Source organism: Bacteroidota bacterium (assembly GCA_016195025.1).
GTDB lineage: Bacteria > Bacteroidota > Bacteroidia > Palsa-948 > Palsa-948 > Palsa-948.
The window spans coordinates 58821-84696 of the sequence record JACQAL010000018.1 but is presented as its reverse complement, the minus strand read 5'-3'; the positions used below and the strand labels follow the sequence as shown (position 1 = coordinate 84696).

At 40.9% G+C, this 25876-nt stretch carries 19 protein-coding genes and 1 riboswitch; of the genes, 5 read left to right on the top strand and 14 right to left on the bottom strand.

Annotated elements, in window-relative coordinates; translation table 11 throughout:
• The 3 genes from HY063_03890 (at position 1) to metH (ending at position 4657) form a co-directional block, all read left to right on the top strand.
• On the top strand, positions 1-525 hold the full coding sequence (locus HY063_03890; GenBank protein ID MBI3500915.1) for a DUF420 domain-containing protein: 525 nt from the start codon (positions 1-3) through the stop codon (positions 523-525).
• A gap of 21 nt (positions 526-546) precedes the next feature.
• On the top strand, positions 547-804 hold the full coding sequence (locus HY063_03885; GenBank protein MBI3500914.1) for a hypothetical protein: 258 nt from the start codon (positions 547-549) through the stop codon (positions 802-804).
• A gap of 51 nt (positions 805-855) precedes the next feature.
• Positions 856-952: riboswitch (SAM riboswitch) on the top strand.
• A 63-nt stretch (positions 953-1015) separates the two neighbouring features.
• A complete protein-coding gene (gene metH, locus HY063_03880; protein MBI3500913.1) occupies positions 1016-4657 on the top strand; it encodes a methionine synthase in 3642 nt (1213 codons plus the stop codon).
• A 13-nt stretch (positions 4658-4670) separates the two neighbouring features.
• Here metH and HY063_03875 read toward each other — a convergent pair whose 3' ends face one another.
• The 3 genes from HY063_03875 to HY063_03865 all read right to left on the bottom strand — a co-directional run bounded on the left by HY063_03875 (position 4671) and on the right by HY063_03865 (position 7674).
• Positions 4671-5255 carry a SpoIIE family protein phosphatase gene (locus HY063_03875; GenBank protein MBI3500912.1) on the bottom strand — a complete coding sequence of 195 codons (585 nt, stop codon included), beginning with the start codon at positions 5253-5255 and terminating at the stop codon, positions 4671-4673.
• Positions 5252-6886, bottom strand: coding sequence for a tetratricopeptide repeat protein (locus tag HY063_03870; protein MBI3500911.1), 1635 nt, complete (start codon positions 6884-6886; stop codon positions 5252-5254). The genes HY063_03875 and HY063_03870 overlap by 4 nt, the downstream gene beginning before the upstream one ends.
• A 422-nt stretch (positions 6887-7308) precedes the next feature.
• Positions 7309-7674 carry a hypothetical protein gene (locus HY063_03865; GenBank protein ID MBI3500910.1) on the bottom strand — a complete coding sequence of 122 codons (366 nt, stop codon included), beginning with the start codon at positions 7672-7674 and terminating at the stop codon, positions 7309-7311.
• A 146-nt stretch (positions 7675-7820) separates the two neighbouring features.
• Here HY063_03865 and HY063_03860 point away from each other — a divergent pair, with 146 nt between their 5' ends.
• Positions 7821-8522: a fibronectin type III domain-containing protein gene (locus HY063_03860; protein ID MBI3500909.1), complete on the top strand. Its 702-nt coding sequence runs from the start codon at positions 7821-7823 to the stop codon at positions 8520-8522.
• Between the two features lie 314 nt (positions 8523-8836).
• On the opposite strand, the gene HY063_03855 is transcribed toward HY063_03860, so the two are convergent.
• The 11 genes from HY063_03855 to HY063_03805 all read right to left on the bottom strand — a co-directional run bounded on the left by HY063_03855 (position 8837) and on the right by HY063_03805 (position 24212).
• Complete coding sequence (locus HY063_03855; protein ID MBI3500908.1) at positions 8837-9589, bottom strand: pirin family protein; 753 nt, start codon at positions 9587-9589, stop codon at positions 8837-8839.
• Positions 9590-9594: 5 nt separating this feature from the next.
• Complete coding sequence (gene ygiD, locus HY063_03850; protein ID MBI3500907.1) at positions 9595-10458, bottom strand: 4,5-DOPA dioxygenase extradiol; 864 nt, start codon at positions 10456-10458, stop codon at positions 9595-9597.
• A 1-nt stretch (position 10459) separates the two neighbouring features.
• Entirely contained in the window at positions 10460-11017 is a 558-nt protein-coding gene (locus HY063_03845; GenBank protein ID MBI3500906.1) for a YceI family protein, read from the bottom strand.
• 128 nt (positions 11018-11145) lie between these two features.
• Positions 11146-11595 (bottom strand): MarR family transcriptional regulator, encoded by a 450-nt coding sequence (locus HY063_03840; GenBank protein MBI3500905.1) that lies wholly within the window; start codon positions 11593-11595, stop codon positions 11146-11148.
• A 95-nt stretch (positions 11596-11690) separates the two neighbouring features.
• Positions 11691-12065, bottom strand: a complete 375-nt coding sequence (locus HY063_03835) for a DUF1987 domain-containing protein (GenBank protein MBI3500904.1) — start codon at positions 12063-12065, stop codon at positions 11691-11693.
• Between the two features lie 10 nt (positions 12066-12075).
• A complete protein-coding gene (locus tag HY063_03830) occupies positions 12076-12465 on the bottom strand; it encodes a DUF1987 domain-containing protein (protein ID MBI3500903.1) in 390 nt (129 codons plus the stop codon).
• Positions 12466-12485: 20 nt separating this feature from the next.
• Positions 12486-15944 carry a pyruvate carboxylase gene (locus HY063_03825; protein MBI3500902.1) on the bottom strand — a complete coding sequence of 1153 codons (3459 nt, stop codon included), beginning with the start codon at positions 15942-15944 and terminating at the stop codon, positions 12486-12488.
• A gap of 205 nt (positions 15945-16149) precedes the next feature.
• Positions 16150-17301: a PorP/SprF family type IX secretion system membrane protein gene (locus tag HY063_03820; protein MBI3500901.1), complete on the bottom strand. Its 1152-nt coding sequence runs from the start codon at positions 17299-17301 to the stop codon at positions 16150-16152.
• Positions 17298-22157 carry a gliding motility-associated C-terminal domain-containing protein gene (locus tag HY063_03815; protein ID MBI3500900.1) on the bottom strand — a complete coding sequence of 1620 codons (4860 nt, stop codon included), beginning with the start codon at positions 22155-22157 and terminating at the stop codon, positions 17298-17300. The genes HY063_03820 and HY063_03815 overlap by 4 nt, the downstream gene beginning before the upstream one ends.
• 16 nt (positions 22158-22173) lie before the next feature.
• Positions 22174-23997: a T9SS type A sorting domain-containing protein gene (locus HY063_03810; GenBank protein ID MBI3500899.1), complete on the bottom strand. Its 1824-nt coding sequence runs from the start codon at positions 23995-23997 to the stop codon at positions 22174-22176.
• A 17-nt stretch (positions 23998-24014) separates the two neighbouring features.
• Positions 24015-24212, bottom strand: a complete 198-nt coding sequence (locus tag HY063_03805) for a hypothetical protein (protein MBI3500898.1) — start codon at positions 24210-24212, stop codon at positions 24015-24017.
• A gap of 119 nt (positions 24213-24331) precedes the next feature.
• Here HY063_03805 and HY063_03800 point away from each other — a divergent pair, with 119 nt between their 5' ends.
• Positions 24332-25876, top strand: coding sequence for a hypothetical protein (locus HY063_03800; GenBank protein MBI3500897.1), 1545 nt, complete (start codon positions 24332-24334; stop codon positions 25874-25876).

Sequence of the window (25876 nt, the reverse complement as noted above, 5' to 3'; positions counted from 1 at the left end):
ATGAATGACAAAAAATTTTTCATACTGAGCATAATTATTTCCTTTGTCGTATTTGCAGTCGTAGTAATCCTCAATATAATTCCAAAACCGGATTATGTCCCTGACTTTGTAAAATATCTTGCTCCCTTGAATGCAACGCTGAACGGAACTTGTTCGGTCCTTCTTCTTGCTTCATTGTATTTTATCAAACAGAAAAAAATTTCAACACACAAAAAAATAAACATCACAGCATTTTTTCTTTCATGTCTGTTTTTGGTTTCATACATTCTCTATCATTTCTTTTCTGAAGAAACAAAATTCCCTGCTGAAAATAATTTGCGTCCAATTTATTTATTCATTTTGCTCACACATATTTTTCTTGCCGCGCTGATTCTTCCTTTCATATTAATGTCATTTTATTTCGGATTGAATATGAAAGTTCCGCAGCACAGAAGAATTGTCCGCTGGAGTTATCCGATTTGGCTCTATGTCACCATCACAGGAGTGGTTGTTTACTTTATGATTTCACCGTATTATCCTCAATAGTTTTCTTCTTATATTTGATTAATGAAATTCAAATGGACATATCTGCTGATAATACTTGGCATAATTGTTCTTGTAGTTATTCTTGCTGATGATTCCATCGCTCAATGTTCCATGTGCCGAAAAATTGCAACTGACGGTGCAAATACAGGAACTGTCGGGAAAAAACTTAATACAGGAATTCTTTATCTCCTTGCTATGCCTTATCTTCTTCTTGGATTTTTTTTCCGCAAACAGATTGTTGATTTTGTGAAAAGCAAATTCATGCGGGTAAAAAAGTGATTTTTGCCCATTCGTTTCTCTTGTGTATATTTGCATAACTTTCTTTTTAATTACTTATCACGAAAGGCAGAGGGAGACGCCCGATGAAGCCTTGACAACCAGTCCCGATTTATCGGGAAAACGGTGCCAAATCGTAGAAAGATAAGTCAGAAATTATAAAACAAAATATTATAATCTCCTCTGACAAACCAGTGGAGATTTTTTTTTGAACATGAATGATATAAGAAAAATATTAACCGAACGCATTCTCGTCATTGACGGAGCAATGGGAACGATGATTCAGCAGCACAAGTTGAGTGAAGCGGATTATCGCGGGAAACGTTTTGCCGATTGGAAATCTGATTTGAAAGGTAACAACGATTTGCTCGTTCTCACTCAGCCTGATATTATCAAAAACATTCACCTCGAATATTTGAAAGCTGGCGCTGATATTATTGAGACGAATACTTTCAACGCGCAGAAAATTTCTCTCGCAGATTACAAGATGGAAAGTTTGGCGTATGAAATTAATTTAGAAGCAGCGAAAATCGCACGTGCTGCTGTTACAGAATTTCTTGCCGACTGCCGACTGCCAACTGCCAACTGTTTTGTTGCTGGTGCTCTCGGCCCTACAAACAAAACTCTTTCTCTTTCCCCGAATGTGAACGACCCGGGTTTTCGCGCTGTGACTTTTGATGAAGTGGTTGAAACCTATTCAGAACAGTTACGAGGTTTAATTGATGGCGGAGTTGATTTGATTTTAGTTGAAACTATTTTCGATACGCTTAATGCAAAAGCAGCACTCTTCGCGATTCAAAATATTTTCGAAGAAAAAAATATTGAACTTCCTGTGATGGTTTCGGGAACGATTACTGACGCGAGCGGAAGAACTTTGTCAGGACAAACGGTTGAAGCGTTTCTGAATTCTGTTTCGCATGTGAAGTTATTGAGCGTGGGTTTGAACTGCGCGCTGGGAGCAAAAGAAATGAGACCGTATCTCGAAGAGCTTTCTGAGAAAGCTCCGTTTTTTGTTTCCTGTTATCCGAATGCAGGATTGCCGAATCAGTTTGGCGAATACGATGAAACGCCCGAAACAATGTGTCATCAGATAGATGATTTTCTTCATAGCGGATTTATCAATATTGTTGGCGGCTGCTGCGGAACTACTCCCGATCACATTCGTCACATTGCGCAGCACGCAAAAAAAACTCCTCCGAGAAAAATTCCGAAAGTGGAACCCTATTTGCGTTTGAGTGGACTGGAAGCAGTTACGTATCGCCCTGATTCTAATTTCATGAATGTTGGTGAACGGACAAATGTTACTGGCTCTCGCAAATTCGCAAAACTTATTCTTGATGGAAAATATGATGAAGCGCTCACTGTTGCCCGCGAACAAGTCGAAGGCGGTGCTCAGGTGATTGACATTTGTATGGACGAAGGTATGCTGGATGCGATTGAAGCGATGACAAAATTCTGTAACCTCATTGCGAGTGAGCCGGATATTTCTAAAGTACCCATCATGGTGGATTCGTCCAAGTTTCACGCGATTGAAGCGGGACTGAAATGCATTCAGGGAAAAGGAATCGTGAATTCCATTTCGATGAAGGAAGGCGAAAAAGAATTTATCCGCCAGGCGAAAATTGTTAAGAAGTATGGCGCGGCAACTGTCGTCATGGCATTTGACGAACAAGGGCAAGCCGATTCTTACGAGCGGAGAATCCAGATTTGCGAACGCGCGTATAAAATTCTTACAGAACAGGTGAAGTTTCCTCCGCAGGATATAATCTTTGACCCGAATATTTTTCCTGTTGCAACCGGAATGGAAGAGCATAGAAAAAACGCGCTCGATTATTTCCGTGCTACAAAATGGATAAAACAAAATCTTCCTTTTGCAAAAATCAGCGGAGGCGTGAGCAATGTTTCGTTTTCGTTTCGCGGAAATGATTTGGTGCGTGAAGCGATTCACTCCGCGTTTTTATATCACGCTATCAAAGAAGGAATGGATATGGGTATTGTGAATCCTTCACAGTTGCAGGTGTATGATGAAATTCCGAAAGAACTTTTGGAGTTAGTTGAAGATGTTTTGCTGGATAGAAAAGAAGAAGCCACGGAGAAATTAGTTACGTATGCCGAAACAATAAAAGGAAAAGGAAAACAAAAAGACGCGAAGGATGAAGAATGGAGAAAGGGAAATGTTCAGGAACGACTTACGCATTCACTCGTAAAAGGAATTACAGATTACATCGAATTGGATACCGAAGAAGCGAGAAAAAATTGTTCGAAAGCAATTGAAGTCATTGAAGGACCGCTGATGAACGGAATGGGAGTGGTTGGAGATTTATTTGGCAGCGGGAAAATGTTTTTACCGCAGGTTGTGAAGAGCGCGCGCGTGATGAAAAAAGCCGTTGCACATCTCACTCCTTACATTGAAGCGGAAAAAACAAAAGGAGAAAAGAAAGGAAAAATTGTTCTCGCTACGGTGAAAGGCGATGTGCACGACATTGGAAAAAATATTGTGGGGGTTGTGCTTGCCTGCAACAACTATGAGATTATTGATCTGGGCGTGATGGTGCCATGTGATAAAATTTTAGAGACAGCAAAAAAAGAAAATGCAGACATTATCGGACTGAGCGGACTCATCACTCCATCGCTGGATGAAATGGTGCATGTTGCCAAAGAAATGGAGCGACAGGGATTTGATATTCCGCTTCTCATTGGCGGTGCGACAACATCAAAGGTTCATACGGCAGTGAAGATAGAACCGAACTATAAATTCCCCGTGGTGCATGTGAACGATGCTTCGCGAAGCGTACCTGTTGTAGGAAATCTGGTTTCGAAAGCAATGCAAAAAGATTTTGTTAAAAATGTTCGTGATGAATATGATAGAATCCGCGAGCAGAATAAAAAATCCGGCTCTCAGAATATTTATTTGTCACTTGAAAAGGCAAGAGAAAATAAATTTTCGCTGAATAGCTCTGCCATTTCTATAAAGCCGAGTTTCATTGGGAACAAAGCATTTAAAAAATATCCGCTCGAAGAAATAGCAAAGTTTATTGACTGGACTCCGTTTTTCCATAGCTGGGAAATGAAAGGAACTTACCCGAAGATATTTGATGACAAAGAACGCGGAGCAGAAGCAAAAACACTTTTTAATGACGCTCAAGCAATGCTGAAAAAAATTATTGAAGGGCAATGGCTTCAGGCAAATGCGGTTGTCGGGTTTTACCCTGCTAAAGCGGTGGGAGATGATATTGTTTTGAGCGAAACAAAAAATAAAACTGTTTTTCATACCATCCGTCAGCAGACAAAAAAGCCAAGCGGACAAAAAAATGTTGCTCTATCTGATTTTGTAAAACCCGAAAATGATTTCATTGGTGCCTTTGCCGTTACAACCGGAATCGGCATAGAGAAAAAATTAAAAGAGTTTGAAAAAAATCACGATGATTATTCTTCCATCATGCTGAAGGCACTTGCAGACAGATTAGCGGAAGCATTTTCGGAACTCATGCATTTGAAAGTGAGAAAAGAATTATGGGGCTACGCGAAAGATGAAAATATTTCCAACGAAGATTTGATCCGGGAAAAATATCAGGGCATTCGTCCTGCACCGGGTTACTCTGCGCAGCCGGATCATACAGAGAAGAAAACTCTTTTTGATTTACTCGAAGCAGAAAAGAATACAGGGATTATTTTGACTGAAAGCATGGCGATGTTTCCGACAGCTGCTGTATGCGGATTATATTTTTCTCATCCTGAATCTTATTATTTCGGAACAGGGAAAATTCAGAAAGACCAGGTGGAAGATTACGCGAAGCGGAAAAATATTTCTGTAGAAGAAGCGGAGAAGTGGCTCAGCCCGATACTGGCGTATTAGAGCGCACAACCATTTAAACTTTTATACCGATTATAAGTACATCATCCACTTGTTCTAAGTTGCCTTTCCAATCCTCAAATGTTTTTTCGAGAATAAGTTTTTGTTCCGCCATGGGTTTGGAACTGTTTACCGATAATAAATCATTGAGCGGTTTGTATTTGAACTTCTTTCCTTTAGGTCCGCCAAACTGGTCGGCAAAGCCATCGGTGTAGAGATACAGAATGCCTTGCCCCCTCCCAACCTCCCCCGTCAGGGGAGGAGTTTGCGGGAGGGAATAATGTGTGAAAGAATCTTTATTATCTCCTGCGCCAACAGGCATCTTGTCCGCTTCTAATTCAGTTAACTCTCCGTTGCGAATAAGTATAGGCGCATTGTGCGCTGCCGCATAGGATATTTGAACCTGGCTGTTTTCTTGGGATTTGGAATTTGAAACTTGTGACTTGAGACTTATCAAGATGCCATCCATTCCATCCTTCCCTCCATCCTGAGAAATATTTTCAATCAACCGCTGGCGAACATGATTAAATACTTCATTCGGCTGAACTAACTCTTCTTCATTGATTGCCTCGTTGAGAAAAGAAATGTTAAGTAAACTCATGAAAGTCCCGGAACACCATGTCCGGTCGAATCACAAACTGCTAAGTAGAATCTATTTGTTGTTTCATTGCCTATTGCCAACTGCTTACTGCCAACTGATTCTGTTGCCCAATAAAAATCTCCGCTCACAATATCTTTTGGCTTGAATAAAACAAAATGCTCGCCAAGGTTTTTGTTTAGCAAACCATCACTCGCAAGCAACGCTCTTTGTATGCGCTGCGCGTAGTTAATGCTATCAGTAATGTCTTTATTTTTTTCTTCAATGATTTTATTTTTCTCATCGGTAAGCAGTTTTTGTTTTTCAATTATTTTCTTTTGCCTTTGTGTTACTCTAAAACGGTTAAAAAGAAAACCTGAAAAAACTACCACTAATAACAAGCCGCCAATAACAGAAAATAAAAACATTTTTTGCCTGCGCTTTTCTTCTTCAACTATTGCATCTTTTTTTTCCTGCTCGGCTTTGGCAAGGGATTCTTTTTTATCAAAATCATAATTCATTTGCGCACGAACGCTTTTTTTGGTATTCTCTTCGTTGAGTAAGCTATCCTTATATATAATATATAGTTTATAATTGTTATACGCGCTTTTATAATTGTCAAGCGCGCTATCGGCTTTTGCAAGCCCCGCGTAACTTTCTTTAATGCCATCTTTGCTGCCTGTTTCTTTGCTTAATGCCAAGCTCTTTTCCAGTTCTTCTTTTCCTTCTTTTGCTTTGCCTTGCTTTATGTATGTTTCTCCAATGTTTTTATGAGAAGAGCCAATGCCATATTTATTTCCAATTTCTTCCATTATTTTCAGGGAAGCAAAATGCTCTCTCAGGGCATCGGGATAATTTCCTTGGTCATAATAAATAGCTCCGATGTTATTGTGAGAAGTGGCAATGCCCTGCTTATCTTTAATTTCTTCTCTTGTTTTCAGCGCAGCAAAATGTTCTTTAAGCGCCCTGTTGAACAAGGAATCACGCTCTAGAGGGTTAACTCCGGGGTAATTGCTTTGGGCGTAATAAATATTTCCGATACTGTTGTGAGACATGGCAATGAAATTTTTATCTCCAATTTCTTCAAAGGTTTTCAAAACAGCGAAAAGTTCTTTCAGGGCTTCCGGGTAATTGCCTTGATACATATAAATATTTCCGATGTTGCCATGAGAACCGGCAATGCCTTTTTTATCTCCTATTTCTTCTTTTATTTTAAGAGAGGCAAAATGTTCTTTCAGGGCTTCGGGATAATTGCCTTGCAGAGTATAAATATTTCCGATGCCGTTGTGAGCTCGCGCAAGAGCCAATTTATTATTAGAAAGAGAAATTAATATTTCAATTGCTTTGTGGAGATATTGTAATGCCTCTTCGTATTTGCCGAGATTGGTAATTGCCGTGCCCTGCCAGAGTTCAGATTCTGCAATTCCTTTTTTGTAATTTATTTTTTCTGCCAACAAGCCAGCATTCTTTGCAAAGTAAATTGCGGTGTCAGGATTATTGCTTTTAAATTCCTTACTGAGTTCATTCAGCGCATTCACTTTATTCGTATCGTCACTTGCGGTGAGAAGAACTTTTTTCAAAGAATCAATTTTATTGTTTTGCTGAGCAGTAACCGCAATGGGAAACATTAAAAAATATAAAATAAGTTGTTTCATCTATTAATTTCTTGTTACTTAATTAACATTTGTAAATTTTGTATTAAGTAATTAATACAAATCCAAAATATATTTTTCAGCTATGTATGTCTTTATGTTTTTGATTTGTACATTGCGTCTTCAAAATCAAGTATAACAAAAAAACAAAATCACATGAAAAATTTTAACACACAAAATTTAATTTTCATTCTTGCTCTGATTATAATTTTTGTAATTGTATGCAAAGTAAAATCGGGCATATAATTACCCGACAAAAACTACTTACGGAAATAGTTTTTGTCTGCCGTTGAAAAACTGTACCTGTTGTTTTGGTTTTTTTTGCATTGTGCCTAATTACTTTCTGTCGCAGCAGAGTCTCCGCTTCGGGACTCTGTGAGATGTATTCGCAAAAATACAGATACCCTTTACACAAGCAAAAAATATTAATTGCCTTTCACCTGTTCTTCTGCTTCGCAAACATAAAAAACTGTTTTGCCGTTTTCTTCTTTTTTGGTGTGCGTAAATTTGCGGCTGATGGCGGCAACGGCATCGGGATGCCTGTCTTTAAAAAGTTCGAGCAGCGTGTGAATGAATCCGCTGGAGGTAACTTTTTCCACCACCACCGACATATCCCGAAAACCTTCTCTGCAATAAATATCCATAATGGCTTTCTTGTGGCGCGATACGTTTCGCTCGGTGCATTTTTTTACAATGCGCGCGCCTATTTCTTTGTCGGCAATTCCCGCCATGTTCAGTAGAATTACTTCGGCATAAATTAAATCTACCGCCCGGCTTTTGTTTTTTTTCATGGTGTTTTGTTTCTTACAAAAGTCATTCAAGCCGGCTTTATTTATAGAGAATGTCTTAAACACGACATATTGTATGCTATACCGAAAAGTATATTCGTAAAAATTTTTTCACATACCTAAATCAATCACATTCTAACTTCAAACCTATGGCATCCAAACACCCCAACGAGCCGGCTATGCACTGCACGGCAAAAGATTTTTTATTGGTGAACGAAATAGCCACGCGCGTAATCACGCAAGGCGTTTATGCGAATGCAACTATTTTTGTAACACCGCCCATTCCGCTTAACTCGCCTCCGCCACCAAGCACCGTGGTGGGTTTTAAAAATGCAAACGATTTACTTGGCTTGCTCATAGGGCAGGCAAAAGGCAATTCGCAAAAGGTGCAGGACAGAAACGCGCAGAGCAAAGCGGTGTATGACATGCTCAACCTGAAACTTCGCCCATATGTAAAACAAATTGCCAATGGTGATTTGACCGTTATTAATAAATCGGGCTTCGACAACAACGCGCAGCCGCAGAAAAGCGCAGTGCCCGATTCTCCGGTGATTAAAAAAATAACCGAAGGCAAGGAGGCGCACACCGCAAAAATATTTTTAGACCGCAAAAAGAAAAAAGCCCTTGCCGCTGAAAAAGCCACGCAAAAATCTACGAAAGGAAATACATATTCCGCTCAAACCACCACCACTCCCGACAATGAGGAATCGTGGAAAACAGTTTTGGAGGCAGTGTCAAGCACAAAGTTGATTATCCCGAATGTTACCGCAAAAATTTTTGTGCGCGTATATGCCATTAACGCTGCGGGTAAGAGCAAACCGAGCAATCCTTTTCCGTTTACACAGCAATAGAACGGCAGTAGGCAATTGGCAGCAGGCAGTTTAGAAAAAACAGCCATCAGAATTTCAAAAAAGGGGGGAAGAATTTTATTTTCTTCTGGTAGAATTTCTTTTTCTACCGGAAGAATATTATTTCCTACTGGTAGAATATCTTTTTCTACGAGAAGAATTTAAAAAATAGAAGGTGGAATTTCAAAAACTGATGGAAGAATTTTATTTTCTTATGGTGGAATTTTAAAAAAGGAAGGAAGAACTTTAAATTCTGCTCTAAGAATTTTTGTAACTGATGGCAGAATTTGTATTTCTTATGCAGGGAAATGCCTTTTTTAATTCCCCATCATTTTCGCATAGGTATCAAAGCCCGGTTCAAGCGGAGTTTTGATAATGAAGATGCGGGAATTTTTTTCGATGAAAGTAAATTTCATTTCTGTTTCCTGTTTTGCAATGGCATAATCCCCTTCACTCATCTTTTGTCCGTTCACTTCAAGCGAACCTTCGAGAAGAAAAAAAGAATAAACGGAATCTTCTTTCAGCGGAAAATTTTTTTCGGAAACATAAAAAGTAATTTCCTGGATGTAATCTACTTTGCTGTCCATTATTACTTGTGTTCCACCCACCATCACTTTAGCTTTTGATTCTTTATCTTCAAAAACAGGGAAACTATCTCCCGTGTAATCATTGTATGAAGCGGGTTGGGAAAGAGTTTTGTTCAAATCCGGGTCGAACCAGATTTGGAAAATGGATGCTGAGCCGTTTACTTTCTCTGCATGAGTAATACCGCTTCCTGCACGAATGATTTGCACATCACCTGCTTTTAATTTTTTCCATCCCTTCAGTTTGCTGTCGTAATGCTCAATTTCTCCGGTGAGAACAAAGGACATTATCTCAAAACCTTTGTGTGGATGTTCGCCAATCAATCCGCCTTTTTCACTCCATGCATGCGCCCAGTAAAATAATGTTGAATACGGGCGGACTTTTCCTCCGTCCTGTGGAAAGCCAATGGGCTTGCGCTCGAGAATTTTTCCTCCATCGAAAGCGCCATGTGCCTGTTGTTCTTTTGGAATGATGGTGACTGACATATTTTTTATTGAATTAAAAGTGAACGCATGCTTACGGAACCCATCTCGCATTTTTCATTGAAGTAAGAAACATTTTCATTTTTCTCCTGCAGCGCCAGCGAGTAGAGAAGAGGAAGGTAATGGTCGTTGGTGGGCACCGCAAGTTTTGCGATTGTACCGAGTTTATCGTAATTAATAATGGCAGAATGATTTTGTTCGTCAATGAACTGTTTGATCTTCGCATCGAACTCAATCGTCCAGTCGTAAGGTTTCCCGCCCCAGTCAATCATTCCGAGATTGTGAACGATGTTTCCGCTCCCGATAATGAGCACGCCTTTTTTTCTCAGCGCGGAAAGTTCTTTGGCGAGTTCATAATGAAACTGTGGTGGTTGCGAATAATCAATGCTCAGTTGGAAAACAGGAATATCGGCATTCGGAAACATCGGCAGTAAAACGCTCCATGTTCCGTGGTCGAGCCCCCATTCAAAATCAGATTGCACTTTTGTTTTCGTAATAAGCGACTGTGTTTCCTTTGCGAACTCAGGCGAACCTTTCACGGGATATTGCTGCGCGAAAAGTTCATCGGGGAATCCACCAAAGTCGTGAATGGTTTTTGGTTTTTCCATCGCGGTAACTTTTGTTCCTTTCGTAAGCCAGTGAGCCGACACAACAAGAATCGCTTTAGGTTTCGGTAATGCTTTTCCCAGTTCCGTCCATTTGTTGTGATACTCATTTTTCTCAATCGCATTCATGGGGTTTCCGTGCCCGACAAAAAGTACAGGCATTTTCTCCGCAGATTTTTCGTCTGCAAAATCTTTCATGAATGAATTGAGTGTTACCATAGCGCCTGTGCCGATTACTGAATTGATGATGAATTTTCTTCTGTCCATTTTATTTCGTGGCAATGATATGAAACTTCACAGCAAAATCATCATGAATCATTTTATCGCCAATGTTCGCGAAGAATGATTTAGAGCCGTAACGTACATCGTATTTCGAACGGTCAATAATTACTTCGCCTTCTGCTGAGATTGTATTTTCTTCGAATTTAATTCCTGCGCTGAATTCCACGGGATGTGTTTTTCCCTTGATGGTTAAGTTCGCGTTCACGCGATACTCTTTCCCTGCAGGAACTGCTTCCATAATCTCCAGTGTTGCTTTGGGAAATTTTTCCACGCCAAAGAAATCTTCTGACTTTAAATGCCCATCCAGTTTTTCTTTCCACCCTCCTGCAAGGTCGGTGCTGGAAATACTCGCTATGTCAATTTCAAAAATTCCGGAAATTTTTCCGTCCTCCCTGTAAATTTTTCCGCTGGAAAGAGAAATGATTCCTGAATGTTCTCCTCCAATCTTTTTGCCCCTCCATTCGAGGCGGCTAAGTTTTGCATCGACATCATACACGTTTTGTTTTGCTGTGGAGATTGTTTCTCCTGAATTTTGATTTTTCATTTTGTTGTTGGTTTTAGCCACTGATTGCACAGATTATCACAGATAAATCTGTGCCCATTAGAGAAATCTGTGGCAGTTATTGTTTGTTTTTACATTATATGTACGTACATACATTAGTTTAAATTTTTTTACTTTCTCAACTTATCTAAAATATTATTTGCTTTCTTTACATCTGAATCCGAAAGGTGCGACATCAGTTTAATCATTTCCTTTTCTGCAATATCCATTTCCTTCAGCAAGTCCAATCCTTTCTTTGTAATTAATACTTCACAAGCTCTTCTATCTTCTTTTGAAATTTTTCTTTCCACCAATCCTTTCTTCCTCAACTTCTCCACCAGGCGCGAAGCGTTTGACATTTTATTCAGCATGCGCTCAATTAAAAGATTCACCGTTGCCGGGTTCGGATGTTGCCCGCGGAGAATTCTGAGGATGTTGAACTGCTCAGGAGTAATTTCAAACTCTTTACACTGCCTGCTGTGATGATGTGAGAGCCAGTTGGCAGTGTAAATAATATTCACTCCTAACTTGTGGTATTCATTCTTAAACTTACTTTGCTTTATTTCCTCTTCTAATTTCATAAAGCAAATGTATGTATTAATATTATATGTATATACATATAATTTAAAATAAGCTTGAAAACGGGTGTAATTGCTTGAAAAGTAAGATGGAAAAATTAATTCTTCTCTATGAAATTGATGGGAATTGTCAGCCCCTGCGCAAATTCATATTCGAATTCTTCTTTGGAGCTTTCATCATCGTAATACCAATTCACTCCTACCTTCACTCCTTTCTTATGAAGATTTTCCAATTGGTCAAGGATTTCGCGGAGCACGCGCGCGGAAGGCGTATTGAAATATTCTATTTTGAAATTTATTGTCGCACCGTTCAATTGTTTTTCTCCATGTTCCTCAATCCATTTTGCAATGGGAGCATAAAACTTTGACGGGCTTTCAGGGCGCGACCATCCCGAGATTGAAAATTTTTTATCGGCAGGGCTGAAAATAACTTCGGGTGAAACATCGGTGGCTTTAATAAAAATGGCTTCCATAGTAATAATATTATTGTTCGTTGGCTATATACGTGATTGGAAATTTTAATCCCTGCGCAAACTCGTACTCAAATTCTTCTTTCGATTCAATGTCATCATAATACCAGTTCACATTTATTTTAATGCCGCTGTTGCAAAGCGCGTCAAACTTTTCAAACATGTGACGAATCATTTTTGCAGAAGGCGTGTTGAAGTAATCTATCTGGAAATTTACTGTTTCATTGTTCAAATATTTATTCCCTTCCTCATCAATCCATTTAAATACCTGCTCGTAAAATTTGAACGGGCTTTCGGGGCGCGACCAGCCGGAGATTTTGAACTGATGATTCTTAGGAATGAAAACAACTTCGGGAGAATACTCAGTGCCTTTTATAATCAATTCCTCCATTACATTTGTCATATAGGGGGCAAATGTAAAAATTAATTAACAACCACCACCAAGTCATCCGCACTTACTCTGACTCCTTCTTTCAGAGTAATGTTTTTGATTTCAAACTCAACTGGAGCAGTAACAGTTGTTTCCATCTTCATCGCCTCGATGACGAAAAGCGGTTCGTTCTTTTTCACCTTTTGTCCTTTCTTCACGAAAATTTTTGAAAGCATTCCCTGTAAAGGCGCGCCCAAATGTTTGGGATTGCCGGATTCTGCTTTCTGATTTTCTTCTTTTTTAATATTCAGCGAGCGGTCAAGCACTTCGATGTTGCGGGTTTGCCCGTTCACTTTGAAGAAGACAGTTCGCATTCCGTTTTCTTTTGCCGGACCGATTGAAAGAAGTTTTACAATGATTGATTTTCCCGGAGCGAAGTCAATAATTGTTTCTTCGTTCAAATCCATGCCATAGAAAAAGTTTTTCGTTGGAATGCGCGACACGAATCCAAACTCAGTCCATTTTTTGAAAGTATCTTCAAAAACTTTCGGATACATTTTATAGGAAAGAAAATCCGTGATGTAGAGCGGCCTGCCCAAATCGTTTTCTTTAAATTTTATTTTGAATTCTTCAAACTCTTTTTCAAAGTCAACCGGCTTGAGTTGCGAATTCGGACGGGTGGTAAATGGCTTTTTATCTTTCAGAACTAATTTTTGTAATTGTTTTGGAAATCCTCCGGGAGGTTGTCCTAAATCTCCTTTGAAAAATCCCTGCACCGATTCAGGGAACGAAAGCGTTTCTCCTTTTTCTAAAACATCTTTTGCAGTAAGTCCATTGGAAATCATGAAGAGCGTCATATCTCCCACCACTTTCGAACTCGGAGTTACTTTTACAATATCTCCGAACAAAAGATTCACATCGCGATATGTCTTTTTAATTTCCTCAAACTTCTCTCCTACTCCAAGTCCGCTCGCCTGCTGAACAAGATTGGAATATTGTCCGCCCGGCATTTCGTGGTAGAAAACTTCCGCAGTGCTTGCTTTTAATCCTGATTCGAACGGATAATAATATTCACGCACATCTTCCCAGTAGTTGGAAAATTTATTCAGCGATTCAATATCAAATCTATTTTCGCGTTTGTGGAACTTCATCATCTCAACAATGGAATTAAAGTTCGGCTGAGAAGTTAAACCGGAAACTCCACCGAGTGCGCAATCAATCACATCCACTCCTGCTTCAACTGCTTTAATATATGTTGCCGATTGAAGCGAAGAAGTATCGTGCGTGTGAAGATGAATAGGAATTTTTATTTTCTGTTTCAGCTCGGAAATCAATTCATACGCGGAATAGGGCTTGAGCAAACCGGCCATGTCTTTTATCGCGAGAATGTGGGCGCCTGCGTTTTCAATATCCTTCGCGAGTTTGAGATAATATTTGAGATTATATTTCGTGCGCGATGAATCCAGAATTTCTCCCGTATAGCACATCGAAACTTCGGCAATTCCTTTTGTCTTTTTGCGAATCGTATTAATGCTTGGCTCCATTGCCTTCAGCCAGTTCAGCGAATCGAACACACGGAAAATATCTATGCCGTGTTCCCAGGATTTTTCAATAAATTTTTCTACGAGATTATCCGGATAAGCAGTGTAACCTACGGCATTCGAGCCGCGGATGAGCATTTGCAAAAGAATATTCGGAACCGCCTTACGGATGTCCATCAATCTCCTCCATGGATTTTCGTAGAGGAAACGCATGCACACATCAAACGTTGCTCCGCCCCAAACCTCCATGCTGAAAGTTTGTGCATGATTCTTTGCGAAACTTTCCGCCACGCGCAACATATCAAACGAACGCATTCTTGTTGCAAGAAGCGACTGATGTGCATCGCGAAAAGTGGTATCAGTATAATGAATCTTCTTTTCTTTCTTCAGCCACGCGGAAAATTTATCAGGGCCGAGTTTCGTCAGCAAATCTTTTGTGCCTTCGGGATATTTTGAATAGTGATTGTATTCCGGGACAACCGGCTTGGGAAATTTTTTCGTCTTGTCTACAAGTTTTACATCCGGATTTCCATTCACAATCGTATCTCCCAAAAATTTTACAATGCGCGTTGCCCTGTCCAATCTTTTCTGGAAAGCAAAAAGTTCTCCTTTATGTTTTTCGATGAAAGCCACGGTTGCTTTTCCATCGTGAAACTCTTTGTGATTGATAATATTTTCAAGGAAAGGAATATTTGTTTTTACTCCGCGAATGCGAAACTCCTGCAACGCGCGGTGCATTTTCCGGCAGGCGCCATCGAGCGTGCGCGACCACGCAGAAATTTTCACGAGCATAGAATCAAAAAACGGAGAAATCGTTGCGCCCTGGTAAACACTTCCCGCGTCCAGACGAATTCCAAATCCACCCGGACTGCGATAAGTGATTACAGTTCCATAATCAGGTTTGAAATCCTGTTCAGGATCTTCAGTTGTAACTCTACACTGAATCGCGTAACCGTTTGTTTTGATCGCGTCCTGCGAAGTGATTTTAATCTGCTTGTCGCTGAGTTTATATCCGCCCGCCACGAAAATTTGTGTCTTCACCAAATCAATTCCCGTTACCATTTCCGTAACAGTATGCTCCACCTGAATTCTTGGATTGACTTCGATAAAATAAATATGATTTTTTTCATCCAGCAGAAATTCAACTGTTCCTACGTTATTATATTTAACTGCCTGACAGATTTTCAAAGCATAGTTGTAGAGTTTTTTCTTCACTTCTTCCGGCAATCCAAACGAAGGCGCAACTTCAACTACTTTCTGATACCTTCGCTGAACGGAACAATCGCGCTCGAAGAGATGAACGATGTGCCCGAAATTATCGGCAGCAATCTGCACTTCAATGTGCTTGGGATTCTCCACAAATTTTTCGAGGAAAACAGTATCATCGCCAAAGGCATTTTTCGCTTCACGCCTTGCTTCATCAAAAACTTTTTCTAAATCTTCTGACTTGCGAACCACGCGCATTCCACGTCCGCCTCCCCCCGCAGTCGCTTTCAGCATGAGCGGATATCCGATTCGCTTTGCTTCTTCGAGCGCAACTTTTATATCCCTCAAATCTTTGTTACTGCTTTCAATGATTGGAATATTATTTTGCCGGGCGATTTTCTTTGCGGAAATTTTATCTCCCAGCGCAAGCATTACTTCCGGTTTCGGGCCGATGAAAATAATTCCGTTCTCCGCGCATTTGCGCGCAAACTCTGCGTTCTCCGAGAGGAAACCATAGCCGGGATGAATCGCGTCCACGTTTTTTTCTTTCGCGATGTTGACGATTTCGTCAATGTGTAAATATGGTTTCAACGCTTCATCATCTCTTCCGACTTGATAAGATTCATCCGCCTTATAGCGGTGTTGAGAATAGCGGTCTTCGTAGGTATAGATGGCAACCGTTTTCAGCCCGAGTTCAAAGCAGGCGCGGAAAACACGAATGGCAATTTCACCGCGGTTGGCAACGAGGATTTTTTTTATTTCCATTTTTGGATTACACAGATTAAAAATGATTACACCGATTTAGTTGTGCGAATAACGAAAGAGAACGAATATCCGAATGAATACAAGAACGGTTGTTATTCGAATATTCGTAGACATTCGCGTTTCGTACAATTTGCGCGCGAAATTAAATAGGAATGGAAGCAAAGACAAGCAATTCAATTAACAAAAAGTTAACTATGCGAAATGGCTAATTGAAACTCGCCTTAGTGAAAAGGAAAGGCGAAGGATTCAGAAAACGAAGCGTGATTTCAAAACCGCCAATTCCATTGGTGGCGGTTCTGAGTTTTGAAACATTAATGTCGTAACTTATTCCAATGCCATAACTGGAAAACTCCAGAAACCCTGCCGCCACAAAGGCATCGTTGTTGCGGTAATAACCTCCCAGCGAAATGGCAGCGCCTTTCACGTAGCCGGTATATTTTGAATCCTCTTTCAGCAAATAACGGATGAGCGAGCCAAAAAGAATTTCGCGGTTGCGAACCTGCTGCGTAAATAAAATTCCGGGCACCAGCGCCATGTTTGAATTTTTGATTCCGAGAATTCCACTGGCATGAAAAATCAGTTTGCTGTGCAGCCGTTCTCCTTCATCAAAGAAAGAATACTTGGGGCGGTTGAAATGAAAAACAGAAATGCCCGCCTGAATATCGCGCTGGTCGTTGCCGCGCATGTAACGCTCATTTTTTTTGTAGGTATAAATAAGTCCTGCCGCCACATCGGGATAAATATAATGGCTGCCCGATAAATTTTCCTGCGCGCTCAGGGCATGATTAAAATTTCCGGAAGCGGCATCGTATTGATTTTCCCAGTTGAAGTTGTTGTAATTAATGGTACGCTGAACAAACCCGAGCTGCATTCCGCCCGCCAGCATTTTTTCTTTGGCAAGTTGCACCTGGTAAGCAAGAGAAAAATTTCCCTGCAAGGTGCCTATGCGCCCGTCACCCGCTTTATCATTATACGCATTCACCCCCCAGCCCAAACCGCTTGAAGATGCCGACTTGAAAAGAAGCGTTCTTGTTTTTCCCTCGCGCTGCTGCCAGCGCTTTTTAACTTTCTGGTCGAACGAAGCGGCAATGGTATTATAAGGAACCATGTTGTTCCACTGGTTGCGGAAATTAACCTGCGAACGTACCCAGGAAGTGGTGCCCGCATTGGCAGGGTTAACGGTTAAAGGCGATTGCGTGAATTGCGAAAAGTGAATGTCCTGCGAGTAGATGTAAGATGTAAAATGGCAGATGGCAGACGTAAAAATGATGAATGAGAAATAACGAAAGTTTCTCTTTCGTATTTTTCGTACCGTTTCGTCCCATAGGGATGAAACATTTTTCGAAGATTTGTTCATCGCATTAAACTTACGTTTCCTTTTTTCTTCACTTCATTGTTGTTGTTTAAAACCGCTTTCAGATAATAAGCAAACACAGCGGCATCTTCCGGCTTTCCCCTGAAGGTTCCATCCCACGAAAAATTAATCTGCTTGTCTTCAAAAATCATTTCACCCCATCGGTTGTAAACAGCAATGTAAACTTCTTTCACGCAACTTGTAAGCAAGGCAATATCGAGAAGATGAAACTTTTCGTTCTTGCCATCATCGTTCGGAGAAAATGCGTTGGGAAGAACAAATGCATCTTCGCCAAAGGCATGAGAACAATCAATGGGTTCGGGAATTACAGTCACCACTGCGCAGGCAGTATCGCTGCAGTTGTTCGCGTCTTTCACCGTTACGCAATAAACAGTTGTCGCGGAAGGATTCACCACCATCGGATTATCGGTTGAACTGTTGCTCCACTGGTATGCGCCCCCACCGCTTGCAGTAAGCGTGGCAGATTGCCCGGCAGTAATTGTAACATTGGATGCAACACCTGCATTGGGATTCGGATTCACCACCACCGATGCAAAAGCAGAATCGTTGCAACTTCCTATGGAAACAAGTACAGAATAATTTGTTGTAGCAGCGGGAGCAACTAAAATGGAAGAAGAAGTTGCACCTGTACTCCATAAATAATTTCCGCCTCCGCTTGCAAAAAGAACAACACTCTGTCCGGCACAAAGCGTGGCATTTCCGTTAAGAAATGCAGTGGGCGGAGGAAAAACAAAAACAGAAATGCTGTCGGTCGCTGAACAATTATTATTTGTTACCGTAAGCGAATAATTCGTAGAAGAATTTGGCGAAACTAGTATGCTCGCAGAAGTGGAGCCATTGTTCCATAAATAATTTCCACCGCCCGTTGCCGTAAGCGTAGCCGCATCTCCAAGGCAAAGAGTAGTGTTTCCAAAAATGGTTGGCGAAGGAAGCGGATTCACCGTTACCGAGGAATACGCTGTATCACTGCACGAGCCGGCAGAAACAATTACGGAATAATTTGAAGAAACAGTCGGAGAAATTATTATCGAAGAAGAAGTGTTTCCGTTCGACCATAAATAATTTCCTCCACCGCTGGCAGTGAGCGTTGCGGAATTTCCATTGCAGATGGTTGCGCTGCTTGCCAATGCAACCGGGGGAGAAAGAACTGCAACATTTACAGAAGATGATGCCGTGCAGTTATTCGAATTGGATGCGATAACAGAATAGGTTGTGCTTGCAGAGGGATTTACAACAATAAAAGATGAAGTCGCGCCTGTGCTCCACGAATAAAAATTTCCACCGCTTGCTGTAAGTGTCGAAATATCTCCGGCACATAGCAATGTGTTTCCGGAAATAGTTGGAGTGGGAAGAGGAAAAACAGCAACCGAAACCGAAGCAGCACTCGTACAATTTCCATTCGCAACAACAACCGAATAAGTTGCAGTTACACTCGGAGAAACAGTAATGGAAGAAGAAGTTGCACCAGTGTTCCACAAATAATTATTTCCTCCCGAAGCAGAAAGAACAGCCGATTGCCCGGCACAAACTGAAACATTCGGAGAAATAGTTGCCGTTGGCGATGGAACAACAACAATGGCTGCCGATGCAACGTTCGTGCATCCGCTTGAATCCAACTGCACCTGATAAGAAGAAGAAGAAGAAGGCGAAACAATTATGGAAGCAGTTGTTTGATTGGTGCTCCATGAATAATTTCCGCTGCCCGATGCTGTAAGCGTAACACTTTGCCCCGAACAAATAGTGGAATTAGCAGGAGAAACAGTTACAACGGGAATATTTCCGGAATTTACAATGGTAACACTCGCAGTATTCGTGCATCCATTTGCATCCTGCACCGTCACCGAATAATTTCCTGCCGCCAATCCGGAAATCGCACTTGTTGTATTTCCATTTGACCATGAATACGAATAAGGCGAACTTCCTCCGCTTGCACTCACGCTTGCACTTCCCGGTGTTGTACAGGAATTATTTACCGATGCAGTGGTCAGAGAAATTGGAGGCGGATTAACTATGGTAACCGAATCGGTGTCGGTGCAGCCGTTCGCATCCGTTATAACAACCGAATAATTTCCGGCACTAAGTCCGGTTGCAACCTGCGAAGTTTGTGCAGGCGAAGTGTTCCAGTTATAAGTGAAAGGAGAGGTTGCGCCTGTTACTGTAACGGTTGCAGTTCCCGTGCCGTTAAAACAAAGAGGTTGAATGGTGCTTGCGCTCACTCCTGTGTATTGCGGAAAAATAGTAACCAGGCAGGCACCGCTTAGTGCGGAATTTGCCGTGTCACCATTAGAGTCCATCACCTGGCAAGTGTAAATAGTAGTTGAAGTAGGACAAACAGTGTAAGTGCCTGGTCCATTACCGATGTTGGGAGACCATTGATAAGTAAAAGGAGGAGTTCCTCCGCTAACGGTTACATTAATTGTCTGGCATCCGCCCAAACACATTTTTGTGCACTGTCCCTGAATGGCAGAAGTAAAACAAAAACATGGCGATTTCAGAAATTTCATAATGAATGCATCATGGTCGTAAGGAAGCGCGCCTCCGTTATAGGTTCCATCGAAATACGCTCCTCCTCCGGGATTTGTAACAGGATAAGAAGCAGAGTTTGTAACCTCATCCCATTCACCGGCAATAAATAAATTATCATTCACATCTACCGCCAGCGCTCCGCGAATATCATTTCCGTTTCCGCCAATATACGTTGCCCATTTCTGAATTCCTGAATTTGAAAATGCTATTAAAAAATTATCGGAGGGCTGCAAACTTCCACCGTTAAATGAATTGTCGAAATAATTATTGTCGCACGATTGCAATGTGGGAATGTTGGTGGAAGAAGTTTCAAAACTCATGTACACATTATTGCATTTATCCACCGCAAGATTATCGTAAGAAGGAACGAAGAAAACAGAATTGGAATATTCATTTCCACTCCCGCCATAATACGTAGCCCATTGACGGACATCTGTGTTTGAAAATTTCAGAATGAAAGCATCGCTTCCTCCGGCATTAGCCGCCTGGTAATATGCACCCGCAGAATTCAGCAGCGGAAAATTTGCTGAAGTGGTTGCACCCGAAACAAAAATATTTCCCGGAATATCTGTAACGATGGAATATCCATAATCATCGGCAGTTCCGCCATAATAAGTTGCCCACGAACGAACACCCGCATTGGAAAATTCCAGAATGAAGGCATCGTTGCTTCCCATGTTTGTTCCCTGAAAATATGCGCCTCCTCCCGGATTCAAAGTGGGAAGCGGAGTTGGGCTTGCAGAAGTGGTGAACCCGGTTACAAAAATATTCGCACCATCACTTGCCACCGCAAATCCCTGCTCATCCCCTGCTCCGCCATAATAAGTTGACCACAACAGCGCGCCCCCATTAGAAAATTTGGAAATGAAAATATCTCCGCCACCTGCATTTGCCGGCTGGTAATATGCTCCGGCAGAATTTTGCAAAGGGAAATTTGCAGAAGTTGTTTTTCCGACAATGAATAAATCACTGTTTGCATCTATCGCGAGAGAATTTCCCCACCATTCTTCTCCGCTTCCGCCAAAATAAGTTGACCACACAAGTCCGCCAGAAGAATTAAACTTCGCCACAAAAGCGTCACCATACTGTGCTCCACCGGAAAAAGAATTAACAAAGTAAGCGCCACCGCCCGGATTTACAAGAGGAAAATTTGAAGCTGACAACGTGATGCCGGAAAAAAATAAACTTCCGCTCGTTCCATCATATGCTACAGAAAAACCAAAATCGTTTCCGTTTCCCCCGAAGTAAGTGCACCAGAGCAGAACGCCTGCATTTGAAAACTTAGCAACAAACCCATCCCATCCGCCTGCAATTATTCCCTGGTTGTACGCATTGGAAGAGTTCTGAATTGGAAATCCGATTGAAGATTGTGTGTAGCCGCCCACAAATAAATTTCCGCCCGCATCGGTGGTGGCAGACATTATGCCTTCATCGTAATCGCTGCCTCCGAAAAAAGTTGCCCAGAAAAGCTGCGGGTCAATAACAAGGTCGGAAGAATGATTATACGATTCCGCAACCTGAAAAGTTATTTCGGTTTTGTTTTCTTCCAGGAAATGAGAAACAAATTTCGTAGGAACTTTTATGGATGTGTTTTTATCATAGGAAACTGGCGCCTGTTCTTTAAGTTTTCCGAGCGAAGTAGGAATTTCAAGAGCACCATCCGGATTTATTTTCAAGGGCTGCGCGCTGGAATAAATAAATTTTATTCTGGAATAATCTGCTCCGGCATGAACTATAAAATCATATTTAAATCCTTTTGACGAAGAGTTGTAAAACACCCAGTCAATTCCCGGATAAATTTCTTTGATGGTAATTTTTTCATATTGCTTCACTCTTAAAATTCCCTGCGGGCAATTTCCAAGAAAATAATTAAGGTTTGTTTCAGAAGGAGATACGGTAACAATATTTTCCTTTTTTATCACCGCATCTTTTAGTTCGGCATCAATGCGGCACCACTGCACATTTACTTTTTCATTCTCGCGGAAAGAAGAAGAATAATTTTCATCCTCGTCATCTTTTTCTTCTTCTGTTTTCCGGAAAACATAGGTTAATCCTTTTTCTGTAATGTAAACATCCATTCCGCGCGCAGATGCCCTGAAAAGAACAAACGGAACCGGCTTGCCTTCAAAATCGCTCATCTGCCCGTTGTTTTCTTCAAAGCGTACGGGCTGATTATTCATCCACCGCGAAGCCAGTTGTTTTGATTCAGATTTTTTTTCATCGCCCGAAAAATTTTTCCCAAAAAGAAACGCGGGAATACAAATTATTCCTACAATCAGAAAAATATTCCGGACGCTTTCAGTTGGTTTCATTTTCGTCTTCAAAAAATTATTTGGACAAAAGAATTTTCCCGCACGAAGAAAAATTCATTGCGCGTATGTTATAGAAATAAATTCCGGCAGAAACTTTTTGTTCTGCATCATTAGTTCCATTCCATTCCGCAGAATGAGTGCCTGCATTTTTTCCCCCGGAAAAAATTGTTTTCATCTTGTCGCCATACATATTATATATTTCAACCGAAGTGAATGCAGCCACAGGCAACGAAAAAATTATCCGGGAAGATTCAAAAAACGGATTGGGCTGGGCATAAGAAAAAATTCCGGAAGAAAGTTTTTCATTTGTTCCTGTGCAAGATAAAACAGTAATTGTTTTGGAGTTTGTTGTGCTTCCGCTTACATTACCGGAAGTGAGCGTTACATTATATATGCCTGCATTGGCATAACAAATATTTTGCGGATTCTGCTGAGCGGAGGAGGAAGGATTTCCCCCCTGAAAATTCCAGTTCCAATAAGTAGGAGAATTATTGCTCTGGTCTGAAAAATTTATGCAACTGCCTGCGCATATGGTATCAGCGCTTTCACTGAACATGGCATAAGGAGGTGGAGTGCAATTCAACAATGTATCATTGGCAAGCAGCGCGCCAATGTCAATGTTTTCATCGCCTGTCTGGTAATTGAGCCACAGGAAACCATCAAAAAGCATTTCATCAGTTGTTGCATAACCGGAATAGATTGTTTGCGGAGGGCTATATGGATTATTCGGATTGCTGCTTGTATTATTGTAGCGGTGCACTGCATTCAGTACGTAGCCCGAAGGAATTTTCGGCATAAACGGAAACGTATAAAATCCCTGCCATTTAAAATCCCATTTGTTCACTCGCACAAGTTTAGTTGTGTTTATTCCAGAGGTTGCATAAATAGCAATGCTGTCACAAATAAGATGTGAGTGAGGAAACACAGCAAAGATGGAGCGCGTTGAAGTTACAGAAACAGTTTGCGTAAGCGTTGGAGTTGTGTTTGGCAAAATTTGAAATCCCCATTTCTGCAAATCAACTGTGGAATACATTCTGCGGATTCCGGTAGAACCTGTAGGATAAAAGTACAATCTGATTTTTGTGCTGTCCACTTGCCCCGCTGTTCCTGCAGGATAATGAATCTGCAAAACAATTTTTGAGCCGGCATTTATTTTCATTCCTGCTTTCAGCGGAGCAAGCCCGGGAAAAACCGTTGGAGAAGAACCGGGCGCCCATGCGCCCATCTGATAACTTCCGGATGGCGGAGTGAAACACGAGCCGGTTAAGTTGCTGGTTGAACTTCCGACCGTATCTACAAACATTACCACATGATGCACAATGTTCGGATTGCCGGGAATAAGTTCATACGCGCGCAGCCATTCAGTTTGAGTCAATCCTGTAGGAAGTGAAAAACAATTATACATGTCGCTCGATGAAGCTGTACTTGTATAAGTAGGAATTTGCAGCACCGTGTCAGGAGTTCCGCAAAGCTTATATATAGGATAGGTGGGCGGAGGAAAAGGCGCTTTCGTGGTATCTCCCTGCTGACAGCCGTTGCTTGTCCAATTGAGGATTTTATTTTTTTCGCTTGCTGTGAGAACGCGCTCATGCAGAAAGCGTGTGTAGTTTGTATCCGGAGGCCACGGAGCCATTTTATTTTTGTTCACATCGGCTTGAATGAGCGCACACCAGGGAGAAGTTTCAGAATAATTCATCATGGAAAAGGGGGTGCCTCCTCCGGGATGATGGCAGGAAGTACATTTGTTGTAAAAAGTTCCTGCAGCATCGCTGTAGAACGGCTGCGCGTTTACCTGAAAAAAATTTATGGCGAAGAAAAAAAGAATGTAAAGTTTTTTCATCCGGAAAAATTTAGTTGTTAGTTTAAAGTTTCGGCATTCTCAAAAACACTTTCGACTTTTAATGCCGCCATTTCGCACATGTATTTTTGTTGCGCTTCAATAAAAATTTTTGAAAAATATTTTGCCATGATTTCCCGCAGCGATTGCGTAGTGGATGATTTCCATTCTTCCATGCATTGCAAAACTTTTTCTTCGATGTAGTGTTGATGTTTCATCTTAATGGTAGATTTGTTGGTTGATGTGTTGATTAAAAAATTTTGGCAAATTTATATTGAATACGCAGACAAAGCAAAACCAAAATACCGGCATTTGTACATTCCGAACTTACCCGAAAATGAAAAAATCTGATGAACTCTTCCTGTTAATTAAATCGCTTAGCCGGAATGAAAAAGGATATTTCAAGAAATATGCTTTTGCCGGAAATACCGAAGAAGAAAAAAATTATTTCCGCCTCTTTGATGCCGTAGATGCGCAGAATTCATACGATGAAGATGCCATCCTTCACAAGTTTAAAGGCGAGCCGTTTGCAAAACAACTTCACCGCGTAAAAAATTATTTATTCCATCTTATTCTTAAAAGCATGCGCGCATACCGCTCGCAGCACTCTGTGGAAACAATTATTCAGGAGCGACTGCAGGACGTGCATTTTCTTCATCTGAAGGGATTATATGCGCAGGCACAAAAAGTTTTAAAGAGTACCAAGGAACTTGCATACAAGCACGAGAAATTTTCTCCGCTCATTGAAATTCTCAACTGGGAACGGAAAATAGTTTCGCTTGAGGCATATTCGCTTTCTCACACAAGTACACAGGATGAAATTATCCGCGAAAAAGAAGAAGTGATAAGTAAACAAAAAAATATCCATGAGTTTGAAAAAATATTTTTCTCCCTTGACAGTATTATCAATGCGCGCTATGTTGCCCGTTCGAAAAATGAAGCGGAAGAAATGAAAAAAATAATCAGCCACCCGCTGCTGAAAAATGAGAAGAATGCCCTCTCAAACAAAGCAAAAATTTTATTTCACTATACATTAGCTTCTTATTATTTTGCTACTGGCGCATGGGAAAAAGTATTTGAATCAACTCTCGCCCGGAAAAAAATAATTGAATCGGTGCCGGAAATTATTCAGGAAAATCCGGAAGATTATATTATCGTTCTTCGCCACGAGGCATATCTCTGCCTGCACAAAGGAGAATTCTCCCAATTCGGCCGGGCACTGAAAGAATTGCGCAGTGTGCAGGCAACCAACAGCGAAACTAAAGCCGCCATTTTTGAACATGCGAATCTTCTTGAACTTTATTTCTTCATTGTATCGGGGCAATATCAGAAATCCATTGAGTTGATTGAACAAATTGAAAAAGAAATGCCGCAGCACCAACGACTGATAAACCCTGTTTCGCGTCTTACCTTTTATTATCACTATGCATATTGTTATTTTGCTGCGAAGCAATATCACACGGCTCTTAAATATATTAATGAAGTACTCAACAATAAAGAAGTTCAACTTCGCCAGGATATTTTTGGAAATGCACGCGTGATGAACCTGATGATTCATTATGAACTGGGAAACGATGATTTAATGGAATCAGCAATTAAATCAACTGTTCGGTTTCTTGACAAGAAAAATAAACTTTATGATTTCGAAAAAAAAATTCTTGCTTTTTTCAAACTTCTTTCTGCTCGTAAACCCAAAGGCGAAGAGTTAAAAAATTATTTCATTAAGTTTCATACAGAACTTATTTCGCTTATGGATGGTGTTTTAAAAAATAACTATGGCGATGCCTATCAGTTTATCATCTGGCTCGAAAGCAAAATAAATAATTTGCCGCTTGAAGAAGTTCTTAGAAAAAATATTTCGTTAAAAGAATCTGCTGTATAA

Excerpts from the sequence above, each read along its gene's own strand:
- HY063_03890 (MBI3500915.1), top strand. The coding sequence starts at position 1 with ATGAATGACAAAAAATTTTTCATACTGAGCATAATTATTTCCTTTGTC.
- HY063_03885 (MBI3500914.1), top strand. The coding sequence starts at position 547 with ATGAAATTCAAATGGACATATCTGCTGATAATACTTGGCATAATTGTT.
- metH (MBI3500913.1), top strand. The coding sequence starts at position 1,016 with ATGAATGATATAAGAAAAATATTAACCGAACGCATTCTCGTCATTGAC.
- HY063_03875 (MBI3500912.1), bottom strand. The coding sequence starts at position 5,255 with ATGAGTTTACTTAACATTTCTTTTCTCAACGAGGCAATCAATGAAGAA.
- HY063_03870 (MBI3500911.1), bottom strand. The coding sequence starts at position 6,886 with ATGAAACAACTTATTTTATATTTTTTAATGTTTCCCATTGCGGTTACT.
- HY063_03865 (MBI3500910.1), bottom strand. The coding sequence starts at position 7,674 with ATGAAAAAAAACAAAAGCCGGGCGGTAGATTTAATTTATGCCGAAGTA.
- HY063_03860 (MBI3500909.1), top strand. The coding sequence starts at position 7,821 with ATGGCATCCAAACACCCCAACGAGCCGGCTATGCACTGCACGGCAAAA.
- HY063_03855 (MBI3500908.1), bottom strand. The coding sequence starts at position 9,589 with ATGTCAGTCACCATCATTCCAAAAGAACAACAGGCACATGGCGCTTTC.
- ygiD (MBI3500907.1), bottom strand. The coding sequence starts at position 10,458 with ATGGACAGAAGAAAATTCATCATCAATTCAGTAATCGGCACAGGCGCT.
- HY063_03845 (MBI3500906.1), bottom strand. The coding sequence starts at position 11,017 with ATGAAAAATCAAAATTCAGGAGAAACAATCTCCACAGCAAAACAAAAC.
- HY063_03840 (MBI3500905.1), bottom strand. The coding sequence starts at position 11,595 with ATGAAATTAGAAGAGGAAATAAAGCAAAGTAAGTTTAAGAATGAATAC.
- HY063_03835 (MBI3500904.1), bottom strand. The coding sequence starts at position 12,065 with ATGGAAGCCATTTTTATTAAAGCCACCGATGTTTCACCCGAAGTTATT.
- HY063_03830 (MBI3500903.1), bottom strand. The coding sequence starts at position 12,465 with ATGACAAATGTAATGGAGGAATTGATTATAAAAGGCACTGAGTATTCT.
- HY063_03825 (MBI3500902.1), bottom strand. The coding sequence starts at position 15,944 with ATGGAAATAAAAAAAATCCTCGTTGCCAACCGCGGTGAAATTGCCATT.
- HY063_03820 (MBI3500901.1), bottom strand. The coding sequence starts at position 17,301 with ATGAACAAATCTTCGAAAAATGTTTCATCCCTATGGGACGAAACGGTA.
- HY063_03815 (MBI3500900.1), bottom strand. The coding sequence starts at position 22,157 with ATGAAACCAACTGAAAGCGTCCGGAATATTTTTCTGATTGTAGGAATA.
- HY063_03810 (MBI3500899.1), bottom strand. The coding sequence starts at position 23,997 with ATGAAAAAACTTTACATTCTTTTTTTCTTCGCCATAAATTTTTTTCAG.
- HY063_03805 (MBI3500898.1), bottom strand. The coding sequence starts at position 24,212 with ATGAAACATCAACACTACATCGAAGAAAAAGTTTTGCAATGCATGGAA.
- HY063_03800 (MBI3500897.1), top strand. The coding sequence starts at position 24,332 with ATGAAAAAATCTGATGAACTCTTCCTGTTAATTAAATCGCTTAGCCGG.